The 13,310-nt window shown below is 66.3% G+C and carries 12 protein-coding genes and 1 tRNA gene; 10 read left to right on the forward strand and 3 right to left on the reverse strand.

All coding sequences use genetic code 11. From position 1 onward, the window contains the following. Positions 1-18: 18 nt before the first annotated feature. Complete coding sequence (locus QM672_RS26655) at positions 19-2,685, reverse strand: TIGR02302 family protein (RefSeq protein WP_415086250.1); 2,667 nt, start codon at positions 2,683-2,685, stop codon at positions 19-21. Positions 2,686-2,924: 239 nt separating this feature from the next. Between QM672_RS26655 and QM672_RS26660 the strand changes: the two genes are divergently transcribed. Both QM672_RS26660 and QM672_RS26665 read left to right on the forward strand, forming a co-directional pair. Continuing rightward, a complete protein-coding gene (locus tag QM672_RS26660; RefSeq protein ID WP_415086252.1) occupies positions 2,925-3,695 on the forward strand; it encodes a class I SAM-dependent methyltransferase in 771 nt (256 codons plus the stop codon). A 5-nt stretch (positions 3,696-3,700) separates the two neighbouring features. Next, positions 3,701-5,164: a cobyric acid synthase gene (locus QM672_RS26665; RefSeq protein ID WP_415086254.1), complete on the forward strand. Its 1,464-nt coding sequence runs from the start codon at positions 3,701-3,703 to the stop codon at positions 5,162-5,164. A gap of 40 nt (positions 5,165-5,204) precedes the next feature. On the opposite strand, the gene cbiB is transcribed toward QM672_RS26665, so the two are convergent. Further along, positions 5,205-6,188: an adenosylcobinamide-phosphate synthase CbiB gene (gene cbiB, locus QM672_RS26670; protein WP_311932789.1), complete on the reverse strand. Its 984-nt coding sequence runs from the start codon at positions 6,186-6,188 to the stop codon at positions 5,205-5,207. A gap of 263 nt (positions 6,189-6,451) precedes the next feature. Between cbiB and QM672_RS26675 the strand changes: the two genes are divergently transcribed. Then, positions 6,452-6,527: transfer RNA gene (locus QM672_RS26675), tRNA-Ala, on the forward strand. A 410-nt stretch (positions 6,528-6,937) separates the two neighbouring features. Next, positions 6,938-7,708: a hypothetical protein gene (locus tag QM672_RS26680; protein ID WP_415086256.1), complete on the forward strand. Its 771-nt coding sequence runs from the start codon at positions 6,938-6,940 to the stop codon at positions 7,706-7,708. 26 nt (positions 7,709-7,734) lie between these two features. Here the strand turns inward: QM672_RS26680 and QM672_RS26685 are convergent, their stop codons facing one another. Beyond that, complete coding sequence (locus tag QM672_RS26685) at positions 7,735-8,676, reverse strand: LysR family transcriptional regulator (RefSeq protein ID WP_311932743.1); 942 nt, start codon at positions 8,674-8,676, stop codon at positions 7,735-7,737. Positions 8,677-8,758: 82 nt separating this feature from the next. Between QM672_RS26685 and QM672_RS26690 the strand changes: the two genes are divergently transcribed. The 6 genes from QM672_RS26690 (at position 8,759) to QM672_RS26715 (ending at position 13,151) form a co-directional block, all read left to right on the forward strand. After that, a complete protein-coding gene (locus QM672_RS26690) occupies positions 8,759-9,514 on the forward strand; it encodes a sulfite exporter TauE/SafE family protein (protein ID WP_311932744.1) in 756 nt (251 codons plus the stop codon). Positions 9,515-9,645: 131 nt separating this feature from the next. Then, complete coding sequence (locus tag QM672_RS26695) at positions 9,646-11,058, forward strand: MFS transporter (protein ID WP_311932745.1); 1,413 nt, start codon at positions 9,646-9,648, stop codon at positions 11,056-11,058. A gap of 143 nt (positions 11,059-11,201) precedes the next feature. Then, positions 11,202-11,513 carry a ribbon-helix-helix domain-containing protein gene (locus QM672_RS26700; RefSeq protein ID WP_311932746.1) on the forward strand — a complete coding sequence of 104 codons (312 nt, stop codon included), beginning with the start codon at positions 11,202-11,204 and terminating at the stop codon, positions 11,511-11,513. Between the two features lie 197 nt (positions 11,514-11,710). Then, positions 11,711-12,115 carry a c-type cytochrome gene (locus QM672_RS26705; RefSeq protein ID WP_367626430.1) on the forward strand — a complete coding sequence of 135 codons (405 nt, stop codon included), beginning with the start codon at positions 11,711-11,713 and terminating at the stop codon, positions 12,113-12,115. A gap of 30 nt (positions 12,116-12,145) precedes the next feature. Continuing rightward, on the forward strand, positions 12,146-12,520 hold the full coding sequence (locus QM672_RS26710) for a VOC family protein (protein ID WP_367626431.1): 375 nt from the start codon (positions 12,146-12,148) through the stop codon (positions 12,518-12,520). Positions 12,521-12,614: 94 nt separating this feature from the next. Next, the gene (locus QM672_RS26715) at positions 12,615-13,151 is read left to right on the forward strand and encodes a twin-arginine translocation signal domain-containing protein (protein WP_149252503.1); all 537 of its coding nucleotides are present in this window, start codon (positions 12,615-12,617) and stop codon (positions 13,149-13,151) included. The last annotated feature ends 159 nt before the right edge of the window (positions 13,152-13,310 follow it).

A 13,310-nucleotide genomic window follows, 5' to 3' on the forward strand; every position in this document is an offset into this window, starting at 1 on the left:
CATTGCAGCCGCCGATGCTCACTGCTTGTTGAGCAGGCGCTCCAGATAGTCCGTCTCCGCCTTCGGCCGGTTGGGATCGGCGAGGCGGCGGCGTAGCTCATTCAGCACTTCGCCGGCCCGCCTGGAAGGAGACGCCTCGGTCGAGCCGTCGGCATTGAAATCGGGGCCATCGGGCAGTTGCCGGCCGAGAGGATCCTTGCCGCCCCGGTTGTTGCCCTGTTGCGGTCCCTTGCCGTTCTTGCGGGCTTGCGCCATCTGCTCGGCAAGCCCCTTGGCCGCCTTGCGCAGGGCTTCGATGGCCCGTCCCTGCGAATTGACGGCATTTTCGCCATCCTGCTCGCCAAGCTGGTTTTCGGCGTCGCGCATGGCCTGCCCGGCCTCGCCCAGGGCACCCGGGGTCTCCGCGCCGCTATCGCGCAGATTCTTCTGCATCTTCTCCAATTGCTGGCGCAGTGCCTGCTGGCGCTCCTTCAACTGGTCGAGCGAGGGCGAAGCTTCGCCCTGACCCTGACCACCTTGACCTGGGCTGCCTTGGCCGGAGCCACCCTGTCCTTGTCCGTTCTGACCTTGCTGCCCCTGGCCGGAAGGTCCCTGTCCCTGGCCACCTTGACCTTGGTCGCCCAAGCCCTGGTCCCCCAGCCCCTGATCGCCCGGGCCTTGGCCGTCTTGTCCCTGGCCTTCCTGCCCCTGGCCCTCTTGCCCTTGACCCTCCTGTCCCTGCCCGAAAGGCTGGTTCTGGCGATAGGTCTGATCGCGCAGGCGTTGCTGGCGCAGGATCATCTTGCCCATGTCGTTGAGCGATTGCTGCATCTGCTGCATCGTGGGATCGCCCTGGCCGACGCTGTCCTCGGGATTGGCCAGGCTGTTGAGGATGTCGTCGAGCTGCGAGAGCAGCTTCTGGGCATCGTCCTTCTTGCCGTTCTTGGCCGAATTCTCAAGCTGGTCGAGCAGCTTGTTCAGCTCCTCGGGCGTGATGTTGCGGACGGGCTTGTCGCCAGGCCTCTGATTGTTCTTGAGGGCCTGCTGCTGGCGCTTGGCATAGTCCTGCAGGAAGTCGTTGAGGGCCTGGCGCAATTCCTGGGTGAGCTTCTCGATCTCCTCCGGCGAGGCGCCGCGTTCCAGCGCTTCCTTCAGCTTTTCGCGCGCAGCCCGGAGCCGGCGCTCGGCGATGCTGCCGTCACCCTCCTCGATGGCGAGCGCGATCTGCCACAGATAGTCGGCGGCATCGCGATAGGCGTCATCGGAATTGGCGCGATCGATCCGGTCACGCACGGTGCGCAGGCCGAGATAGAGGCCGGCATCCTTGGTGAAGTCCTCCGGGGCGATCATCAGCGCTTCCAGCGCGTATTTGACCTCGCGGGCTCGGTTGGCATCGACGGCCAGGTTGAGGCGCTGCTCCACCAGGGCGCGGGCCAGCGGGTTTTGGAAGTCGCGCTGGGGCAGGGTGACATCCTGCGGATCGCTGCGGCCTTCATTGCCGGCATCGTCCCGAACCACCAGCGTCATCTTGACGGCCGCTCCCGCCAGCGGATCGGCCGAAAGATTGCGCGTCGCCGTCACCGTGCCGGAACGGGCATGGCCGGCGGGCGCGGAGAGGGCGATCTTCGGCGGCTGGTAGAGGGCATGGCCGTCGGTGAGCAGCGTGCCCTGGCTTTCCACCGTGGTGGCGCCGTAGTCGTCGTCGATCTTGTAGCTGAAGATCATGCCGCCCTTGCCGTCCGGCTTCACCGGCCCTTCGAAGGCGATGGTGGGCGGCCGGTCGGGGATGACGGTGAAGGCAAAGTGCGTCTGGCTGCCATCGCCGTGGCGAATGTCGATGCCGGTGTCGGCCACCAGTTTGAGGCGCTTTTCGACGACCGTGGCGTCCTGATCCGCCGCCGTGGCGGGCACGTCCTCGGTGCCGGCCTGCGCCTCGATCTCGGCACCCTTGTCGCCGGCAAGGCGCACGACGAGGACGGAGCCCTGCGGCACCGGGATCGGCGCGCCCTGATTGGCCTGCGAGAGCACCTGGGGCGCGCGGCGCGTATAGGGCGGCGGCGTCACCCAGGCATCCATGCGCATGCCTGACAGCTCGCCATCCCGGCCCGAGAACAGTGCGGCGATGTCGTGCCGGGGGGAGGCGAGGGCATCGAGGAGGCGCGGCAGGCGTTCGGCCCCGGCATAGAAGAATCCGACGAACAGGGCCAGGATGGCGCCGACGCGCAGGCCATAGCGATCGAGTTGCGGCAGGCCCGGCGAAGGCAGGCCGAGGCGCACCCGGCGGCTTGCCTCCAAAGCGAGGCGCAGGTGCCGGCGCCACAGCGCTTCGGCGAGCGGGTCGCCGCCGCCCTGCACCAGCCGGTCCTGCCGGGCGGTGGCCGGGCGATGCGGCAGGCCGATGGCCTGGTCAATGCGCTGTAGCGCGGCATCCCGGCTGGGGAAGCGCAGCCGGGCGAGCGGCCAGAGCGAGGCGAGGAGCCCGCCAAGAAGGATCAGGAAAAGAACGAGACGCGGCAGGCCGGACAGGACAGCGAACAGATCGAACCAGCTCAGGGCCACGAAGAGGCCGATAATGCCCAGCGGCACGGCCAGGCGCGGCCAGGCCCGTTCCCAGAACTGGGCCAGCCTCGCACGCAGCACGAGCGTCTCGAAGGTACGCGCGTCGCGTGCCGCTTCCTCGCTCATGCCTGCCTCGGGATCAGCCATGCCATCATCCAAACATCTCGATCGGCGGCAGGATAGGCCGCCCAGCCGGGTGATTCCAGTACCCACCCATCATAAGCCTGTGCGTGGCAAATCCATGTCCATATGCGTGTTTGGCCTGAAAGCCTGTTCAGCCGGGCACAGATGTCGCTTCGAGCGCAGCGAATCGGCAGGCTTTGCGGCGCCCGATAGGGGTGATAGGCAGGCAATTCTTCGAACGAGCGAGCAGGACCGACAAGCCCGTGAACCACGACAATGCCCGCCCCGACCGGCTCTATGAAGATCCGGACATCGCCAGCTTCTATGATGTCGAGAACGAGTGGAGCGCCGATCGCGCCTGCTGCCGGTCTTTGGCGGCGGGCTGTGCCTCCGTGCTCGATCTCGGCTGCGGCACGGGCGATCTTGCGGCGGAAGTGGCGCTCGAGCCGGATTGCACCGTCTTCGGCGTCGATCCAGCCGCTGCCATGCTCGATATCGCCCGCCGCCGCCAGGGCGGCGACAGGGTGACCTTCGTGCAGGGCGACGGCCGCACCGTGCGGTTGGGCCGCCGTTTCGAGCTCATCGTGATGACCGGCCATGCCTTCCAGGTCTTCCTCACGCCGGAGGATCGCATCGCCGCTCTGCGCACGATCGCTGCGCATCTGGAGCCCGGGGGGCGTTTCATCTTCGACAGCCGCAACCCGGCCGTGGCCGAGTGGCGGGAATGGACGCCGGAGCAATCGAGCCGGCGGATCGAGCATCCGCGTTTCGGAGCGGTCGAGGCCTGGAACGATGTTTCGCATGACCCCGCCACTGACATCGTGACCTATGGCACCCATTATCGCGTCCTTGGCGATGGGCGGGTGCTCTCGTCCCATTCGCGCATCGCCTTTGCCCCGCGGTCCGAGCTGGAACAGGCGCTGAAGGAAGTGGGCCTCGAGGTGGAAGCCTGGTATGGCGATTGGGAATGCAGGCCCTGCACGCCGACGTCGCCGGACTTCATTCCCCTGGGACGGCTGCGCAGGAGCTCGTGACATCGATGACCGCCAAAATCCTCATGATCCAGGGCACGGGCTCGGATGTCGGCAAGTCGCTGCTGGTGGCGGGGCTGTGCCGCCATTTCGCCCACCAGGGCTTGAGAGTACGCCCCTTCAAGCCGCAGAACATGTCGAACAATGCTGCGGTTACCGAGGATGGCGGCGAGATCGGCCGGGCACAGGCGCTGCAGGCCCGGGCGGCGCGGGTTGCGCTCAGCGTGCACATGAACCCGGTGCTCTTGAAGCCGCAATCGGAGATCGGGGCCCAGATCATCGTGCAGGGCCGCATGCGCGGCTCGGCTAGGGCACGAGACTACCAGGCGCTCAAGCCCGCACTGATGGCCGACGTGCTCGACAGTTTCGAGCGTCTCAGAGCCGAAGCCGATCTCGTGCTCGTCGAGGGGGCCGGCTCGGCCTCGGAGGTCAATCTGCGCGCCGGCGATATCGCCAATATGGGCTTTGCCCGTGCGGTGGACGCCCCCGTGCTGCTGGCCGGCGACATCGACCGCGGCGGCGTGATCGCGCAGATCCTCGGCACCAAGGCAGCCATCGACCCTGAGGACGCCGCCTTGATCAAGGGCTTCATCGTCAACAAGATGCGCGGCGATGCCAGCCTGTTCGCCGACGGCATGGCCTTCATCGCCGAGCGCTCGGGCTGGCCGGCTCTCGGCCTGGTGCCGCATTTTCCGCAGGCCGGGCGGCTGCCGGCGGAGGATGCGCTGGCGCTCGGCTCCTATGGTTCGCGCCGTGCCGGTGCCAAGCTCACCATCGCGGTGCCGATGATGCCGCGCATCTCCAATTTCGACGATCTCGATCCGCTGGCCCAGGAGGCCGAGGTCGATCTCGTGATGGTGAAGCCCGGCCGTCCCCTGCCGGTGGCCGATCTCGTCATCCTGCCCGGCTCGAAGGCGACCATCGCCGACCTCGCCTTCCTGCGCACCGAGGGCTGGGACATCGACATAGCGGCCCATGTCCGGCGCGGCGGCCATGTCCTCGGCCTGTGCGGCGGCTATCAGATGCTCGGCACTGTTATCGCCGATCCCGACGGCATCGAGGGGCCGCCGGGCGAGGTCGAGGGCCTCGGCCTGCTCGATGTCGTCACCCGCCTCGGCGGCGACAAGCGGCTGGTGGCGGCGAGCGGGCAGAGCTGCGCGGACGAGGAGCCCTTCTCCGGCTATGAGATGCATGTCGGCGTCACCGAGGGGCCCGCGCTCGCTCGCCCGTTGCTGCGTTTCGATGACGGCAGTCTCGATGGAGCGAGTTCGGCCGACGGCCGCATAGCCGGCTGCTATGTGCATGGCCTGTTCGGCGACGACCGCCAGCGTGCGGCCTGGCTCGCTCGTCTCGGCGGACAGGGCAGCAACCTGGCCTATGACGCCGTGGTGGAGGAGACGCTGGACACCTTTGCAGCCCATCTCGCCCGCCATCTCGACATGGCGGCGATCGGGCGGATCATCGGGCTGTAGGGCGGAGGAGCTTCCGGATGCCCGTGCACCCCGAATTCCCTCACTGATATTGCTTGTAGATCAGGTAGAAGGTCAGCAGCCCGATCACGGCCGACAGGATCACGCAGGCCATATGGTAGAGGTCTAGGGCGCGGCGGATATCGGCCGCGCCGGCATCAGCCCGGCCATTGCCCATATAGGCGTCCTCGACCAGGGTCTCGCCATAGATGCGTGGACCGGCGAGGCGCAGGTCGAGCGCGCCGGCCATGGCCGCCTCGGGCCAGCCGGCATTGGGGGAACGGTGCTTGCCGGCATCGCGCCTGACGGCGGCGAGGGCGGCCCGCCCGCGGCGATGGCTGATGAAGGCGGCGGCGCTGATGACCAGGGCCGTCAGACGGGCGGGGATGAGGTTCAGCCAGTCGTCGAGGCGCGCCGCGGCCCAGCCGAAGGCCTCGTGGCGCGGGGTGCGGTGGCCGATCATCGAATCGGCCGTGTTGATGATCTTGTAGACGGCAATGCCGGGCAGGCCGAACAGGGCATACCAGAACACCGGCGCCACCACGCCGTCGGAGAAGTTCTCGGCCAGGCTCTCGATCGCGGCGCGGCAGACACCGGGCTCGTCCAGGGTTTCGGGATTGCGCCCGACGATCATCGAGACCGCCTTGCGGCCGCCGGCGAGGCCGCCGACTTCCAGCCCATGCGCGACGTCCTCGACATGATCGCCCAGGCTCTTCGAAGCGATCAGCGAAGAAGCGATCAGACCGAGCGGAATGAAGCCATAGGTGAGGGAAAGGCAGAGCCGCTCGACGACATAGCCGCCGACCCCGGCAACCAGCACGAGGACGCCGGTGGTGACGATGCCGGCGCCCCGGCGGGTGGAGGGGGCATCCTCCGCGAAATTCAGGCGCCGGTCGAGCCAGCCGATGAGGGCGCCCATCCAGGTAACGGGATGGCCGATCCGCGCATAGAGCCAGCGCGGATAGCCGAAGACCATTTCGAAGGCCCAGGCAATCGCCAGACTGAGAATCCTAGAGAACACATCCATCGATACGGCAAAACCAAACTTGATCGGCACCCAGCCCGTTCCGGGCCACCATGCCTCGCCAAGACTCAGAATTCGGTTAAGGATTTCCAAATTCCGCTCGGTTTCCACCCTTCCTGGAACCGCGGACGGGGACACCCACGGTCCCGGGAAGGGCACTGCGCCATTGAGGCTCGGCCATCTTCAGCCAGCGGACCTGGATATATGCCAAGTCCGCTTGACAGGAGGGAGGCACGAACACTAAATGGCGACGCTTCCGGGCAGCCGGGGCTGTAGCTCAGTTGGGAGAGCGCTGCAATCGCACTGCAGAGGTCGTGAGTTCGAATCTCATCAGCTCCACCATCCCGCTTCGCGCTTCAGGCGAGGCCGGAATGCCTGAAATACCCGGTAAAGCCTGCCTCTTTCCCCCAGTCGCGGTTGTTTTTCATTCGCCGTGCCGCCTCACATTAAGTTTACGCAATGGCATATGCCGCTGGGCGTGATCGGGCCCTGGCGGGTGGCACGGCGTGAACGATCGCGACGGGTTGAACTCTTCGCCCACAGGCATGAAGCAGAGCCGGGGCCGGACAGGCGTTTCGCGCTGAAAAAGGCGCTGGGCGCTGGAGACGCCGGTCGTCTTGCCGGCAGCCATTTCCTTTATACGTCCCTTATGCTCCCCAGCCGAAATAGGACGATCTCCTGATTTGAAGGCCTGCATCGGGCGACGGTATAGTGGCGCGCTGGGCTGGGCTTCGAACCGATCGAGGATGAGAATGAAGGCGTCGATTGCCGAACTCGGTGAGGCGCTGGCTTTCAATCGCTCTGGCGGCACCATCGGCGATCTTCCGCTTCACCTGATTTCATCGGAACAGATGGCGGAAGACGTCCAGGATGCTGCATTCGCTGCCCTGGACGACAATAGCGTCGGCTACTACGCGACGGCGACGATCCCGGCCACCCGGCGCATCCTGCAATGCGACGGTCCTGTATTCGGGCCGCTGCCCGGTGCAAGCATGATGTCCAGCCATAGTCCTTTCCGCCTGCCGCCGGGCGTGCTGGGGGCGGAATGGAGTCTCGGCCTGCTGCTGGGAGATTCCTATCCCGATCCGCACCGCCCGGTCACGCCCTCGCTGATCGAGGAAGCCATCATTGGTTGCGTGCCGATGATCACGATCCTCGGCCGCCGGGTGAGGGGGGCCGTGCCGCTCAACTCCTGGACGGCCACGGCCGATTTCGGCCTGCACGTGGCCTCCGCCAAGGGCAGGCCCGTGTTCGACCGCCAACTGGCCGATCTCGGAGGCCTGGAGGTCGTCGCCAGTATGAATGGGGCGGTGGTCGGCCGCAGCCGGGGCGAGCAGGTGATGCGCGAGGTCAGGCAGGCGATTGCCAGCCTTTCACTCTACCTTGCGCGTCGTGGCCGGCAGGTGCCGCCGGGCAACCTCATCGCCATCGGGGGCGGGCCGCTGATCCTGCAGGCGGTCGTCGGCCAGGCTTTCGCCGCCGATTTCGGCGACCTCGGCTCGGTCGAGATGGTGTTTGCCTGACGCCACGCTTGGGGAAGCCGGGCCTGTCAGGGATTGTGGGGCAGATATCCGGTATATTTTGTCTCGTCGCCAGGCCCGTGCGTCGCCATCCCCTGCCGCTGGAGTTCGTCGATGAGCAGGCGGCTGTGCATCGACAGGCCGGCGAGGGATTTGGCGCAAACGACCAGGTGCCGGTCGGCCCAGCCGTCGCTCAGGCGCAGCGCGACCAAATGCGGGCTGCCATAGCGCTCGACGGCAGCCTGCGGCAATACGCCGACGCCGATGCCGGCCTCGACCAGGCGGGCGACGGCATCGAAGCTGCGCAGCCTGACGCGATAGGCGATGCGCCGTCCGAGGCGCGCGGCCTGGCGGGCGAGATGGTCGGTGAGGGCGCCGCCGGCCAGGCCGACGAAGGGTTCGCCGATCAGTTCCGAAAAACCGATCTCCGGCCGGGCCGCGAGGGCGCTGCTCCTCGCCGTTACGGCCACCAGGCGATCGACGCCGAGCGTGCGGGTTTCCAGTTCCGCCAGATCGGCGGTGGCGGCGATCACGCCGAATTCGGCCGTGCCGGCGCTGACAGCCTCGACGATTTCGGCGCTGGTCCTTTCCTCGATGTCGATGTCGACGCCGGGGTGGCTGGCCAGGAAGACGCGCAAGGCCGCCGGCACCAGCTCGACCAGCCCCGCGGTGTTGGAGAGCATGCGGATCTCGCCCTTGAGGCCGGAGGAGAAGGACAGCAATTCGCCCCGCATCTGCTCGACCTGCGCGGTGATGGCGCGGGCGTGGTGCAGCAGTGCCAGCCCGGCCGCCGTCGGCTCGACGCCGCGGCGGCTGCGGTTGAACAGAGCAGTACCGAGCGCGGCCTCCATGCCGCTCACCCGGGCGCTGGCGGAGGCAAGCGCCATATGCATGCGCTCGGCCCCGCCGGAAATGCTGCCCGCCCGCACCACGGCGTCGAATAGGCGCAAATCGGTGAGATCGAAACGCATGGGCTCTTCCTTCGTTTTATCCGAAGGAAAGGATCGGATCTTCCCGATTGTCAACCGGGTTGCCGAATGTCAGGAAGCCCGTATGTCCGATCTTTTCCTGCTTGCCGGTGCCGGTCTGCTTGCTGGTGCGATGAACGCCATGGCGGGCGGCGGCTCCTTCGTGACGCTGCCGGCCCTGATTGCCGCCGGTGTGCCTTCGGTTGCGGCGAATGCTTCGAGCACGGTGGCGCTTTATCCCGGCGGCGCGGCCAGTGCCTATGTCTATCGCAGCGGCTTCGATCCGATCTGCGGCGCGCCGGCCGGTTGGATGCTCGCCGTCACGCTGGCGGGCGGCCTTGCGGGCGCACTCCTCCTGCTGTGGACGCCGACGACCATGTTCGACCAGCTGCTGCCCTGGCTGCTGCTGGTTGCCACCCTCATGCTGGCAGCCGGGCCGCGGCTCGGCGCCGCACTGCGGGCGCGCCTGGCGGCCGGGCCTGCCGTGGTGCTGGCGATCCAGGTCCTGCTCGGCCTTTATGGCGGCTATTTCGGCGGCGCCGTGGGGCTGATGATGATCGCGGCCTGGAGCCTGCTCGATGGTGCCGATTTCAAGGCGCTGAACCCGTCACGCACGCTGATGGTGACGGCGGCCAACACCGCCGCTGTGCTCTGCTTTGCGCTGGCCGGTGCCGTGCATTGGCCGCAGACACTGATCGTGGGAGGCGGGGCGCTCGCCGGTGGCTATCTCGGCGCCCAGGCCGGCCGGCGGCTGCCATCCGGCGCCGTACGCTTTGCCACGCTGGCGATTGCGGTCGGCATGACGGTGGCCTTTTTCGTCAGGGCCTATGGGCGAGGGTGAATTTGGAAATGATCGTTTCCCTTTAAGTTCGCCCTCAAGCTTTCTCTTTCCAGCTCCGTCTTCTTTTTCTATGGTCCGACCAATGGCGCGGCGGATAATACCAGCCGCCTTCGTCTTCGGAACCGACCTTCATGACATCCAAGCCGGCGAGTAGTTCCATCCTGGCCTTCCTCGTCGCCGGCGCCTATTTCATGGAGATGCTGGACGGCACGGTGGTGGTCAGCGCCCTGCCGCAGATGGCCGATTCCTTCGGCGTGCAGCCGATCGACCTCAATATCGGCATCTCCGCCTATCTGCTCACTTTGGCCGTGCTGATCCCGGCCAGCGGCTGGGTCGCCGACAAATACGGCCCGCGCGCGGTGTTCGGCTGGGCGATCGTGATCTTCACGCTCGCTTCCATCCTGTGCGGCCTCAGCACCAGCCTGCCGGTCTTCACGGCGGCGCGCATCCTGCAGGGCGTCGGCGGCGCCTTGATGGTGCCGGTCGGCCGGCTGATCGTGCTGCGCAACACGGCCAAGCAGGATTTGATGCGGGCGATCGCCACCATCACCTGGCCCGGCCTGGCGGCCCCGGTGCTCGGCCCGCCGATCGGCGGCTTCCTCGCCACCTATGCGACCTGGCACTGGATCTTCTTCCTCAACGTGCCGCTCGGTATCGTCGGCTTCATCCTCACCATGAAGCTGATTCCCGCCGGCAAGCCGGATGGCGCCAAGCCGTTCGACTGGACTGGCTTCGTCCTGATCGGCGCCGCCTGCTTCGGCCTGATGTATGGCCTGGACCTGATCTCGCGGCAGGATGGCTCCATGGCGCTGGCGGCGATCTGGCTGGCGGCGAGCGCCATGGTCACGTTGGCGGCGGTTCTCCATGCGCGGCGCGCCGCGCATCCCTTGGTCGATCCCTGGGCCCTGCGCATCCGCAGCTTCTCCATCACCATCTGGGGCGGCTCGATATTCCGCGTCGCCATCGGCGCCGTGCCCTTCCTGGCGCCGCTGATGTTCCAGCTCGCCTTCGGGCTCGACGCCTATCAGGCCGGCCTGCTGGTGTTGTGGGTGTTCGCCGGCAATATCGTGATGAAGCCCTTCACCACGCCGGTGCTGCGGCGCTTTACCTTCCGCCAGGTGCTGCTCGGCAATGGCCTCCTCAACGCCGTGCTGATCTCTTCCTATGCGCTGCTGACGCCGGCGACGCCCTTCCCGCTGATCTGCGCCTTGCTGTTCGCCAGCGGCCTGACGCGCTCGATGCAATTCACCGCGCTCAACACCATCGCCTTCGCCGAGGTGCCGGAAGCGCGGATGAGCGGGGCGAACACTCTGTTCAACGTCGCCCAGCAGATGTCGATGGGCCTCGGTGTCGGCGTGGCCGCAGCGGCGCTAAGGCTGGCGGAGCTGTGGTTTCCGGGTACGAATGGCTCGCTGCCGCTGGTCGATTTCCAGATCGCCTTTGCGGTGATCGGACTGATCGCCTTTATCGCCATCCTCGACATGATCGGCCTCGATGCCAGGGCCGGCAACGAGCTCAGGGTCCGGCGGGCGGGTGCGAAATAGCACCCCGGTACCGGTAACGCCTTGGTGTGAAGTTCGCCGATTGACAGAGCCGCTCTCTTTGGAAAGAGTCAAAGAAAGCAAAGCGTTTCGCGACGTGCCGCAACCGGCAGGAAGCGCAGGGACGCGCCGATCGGGGGAAAGCCATGTGCCATCTGTTCGCCTCCCAGCCGCCGGAGACCTATGAGACGCATACGCGTTCGGTGCGTATCGGCGGTCATGCCACCTCGATTCGCCTCGAAGCCGTCTATTGGGACATTCTGGAGCAGCTTGCCGTCGACCAGGGCATGTCGCTCGGCCGTTTCGTCACCCGCCTGCATGACGAGGTGCTGGACCTGCACGGCGACGTCCGCAACTTCACCTCGCTCCTGCGCTGCTGCTGCCTGAAATACGTCGCCGAACTGCGGCCGGCCACCTCGCGCCGGCCTGCCGCCTTCGACCTCGTCGCCGCGGAATAGGCATTCGAGAACAAGCGCTTATTCTCGAACGAATCCAAGGCCGGCAGCCATTGCTCTCGGTTCCGCCAGCTTCCTAGCTGCCTCGGCTGAAACCCGGCCTATTTTCCGAATTCTCGACGTGTAATGCAATATTACTACCCGGTGCCTGAAGCCGGCACCTAACCTCCTGGCCATAGTCGCAAACGAAGCAGGCGGTCATGATGGGTGGGACGCAGGGAGGGATGGGCAAGGCGCTTGCCGTCGTGGCGGGAGCGTTGCTGTTCAGCATCTCCACCGCCCAGGCGGACGATGATCTCGTAGCCGCCCAGAAGCAGTTCGTCACCAGCTGTGGCACCTGCCATGTCGTCGATCCCGCGGCAGGCCCGCGCCAGGGGCCGAACCTGGCCGGTCTCGTCGGCCGCAAGGCAGGAACCTATCCGGGCTACAAATATTCGGCTGCCCTCGCCAATGCCGGCTTCACCTGGGATGCCGACAATCTCGAGAAGTGGATCACCAATGCCCAGGCCTTCCGGCCGGGTTCGACCATGCCCTATCGCCAGGCCGATCCCGCCAAACGGGCGCGGATCATCGCCTATCTCAAGTCACTCAGCGTTCAAAAATAGAGGCCAGTTGCCATGGGCATGATTCACAGCATGATCCGCGTTCTCGACGAGGAGCGTTCGGTCGATTTCTACCGGAAGGCCTTTGGGCTTGATATCGCCGGCCGCTTCGCCTTCGAGAGCTTCACCCTGATCTATCTCAGCGACGAGACCGGCTTCGAGCTGGAACTGACGGTCAACAAGGGCCGTACCGAGCCCTATCAGCTCGGGGATGGCTATGGCCACCTGGCGATCTCCGTGCCGGACCTCGAGGCTGTTCATGCAAAGGTCTCGGCCCTCGGCCTCGCGCCCGGCGATCTGAAGAGCCTCTCCTTCCCGGATGGTTCGGGGGCCGCGCGCTTCTTCTTCATCCAGGATCCGGATGGCTACAAGATCGAGGTCCTGCAGCGGGGCGGGCGCTACAAATAGCCCGCCGGCCGCCTGCGCGCGGCCGCCCGGCATGACAAGAACGGCAGACCGGGGCGCCGATGGCAGCCCCGGCGCAACAAGCAGGGAGGACAACATGAAGAAAGCCAGGCAGGCAGGTGAACTGTCCCGTCGCGGTTTTATCGTCTCGGCTGCGACCGGCGTTGCGCTGGTGGTCGCCGGCGGGGCGCTTTACTGCCCGCGGGAGGCCTGGGCGCTGGACGCTACCGCGCTGAAGCCGGAGACGCTGGAAACGCTGATCCGGATGTCACGCGACATCTATCCCCACGATCGGCTGCCCGATCGCTATTACGCCATCGCCGTCAAGGATTTCGATGCCAAGGCCGGCAAGGATGCGGCCAGCAAGGCCCTGTTCGAGGATGGCGTGACCACGCTGGACGGGCTGGCCGCGGCGGCGGGCGGCAAGCGCTATGCCGACCTCGGCTGGGAAGAGGAGAGGCTGGCGATCCTGCGCAAGGTCGAGGCCTCGCCCTTCTTCGGCGCGGTGCGCTCGGGCCTGGTGGTCAGTCTCTACAACCAGAAGGAGGTCTGGCCCCTCTTTGGCTATGAGGGCTCCTCCGCCGACAAGGGCGGCTATATCAACCGCGGCTTTTCCGACATCGAGTGGCTCTGATCCCGGCCGGTAGAGACCGATTTCCAGCCCTCATTTCCTCCGGACGGGTTTTCCGCCGGCGGCACCCATTCCCTGAGCAAAGCGCGTTTCAACCAGAACGCATTTTTTCTCTCATTCTTTGGTTCGACGCGTCCTTGCGACCTGAGACGAGACCGTCTT

The organism is Labrys sp. (in: a-proteobacteria), from assembly GCF_047605565.1.
GTDB classification, from domain to species: Bacteria; Pseudomonadota; Alphaproteobacteria; order Rhizobiales; family Labraceae; genus Labrys; species Labrys neptuniae.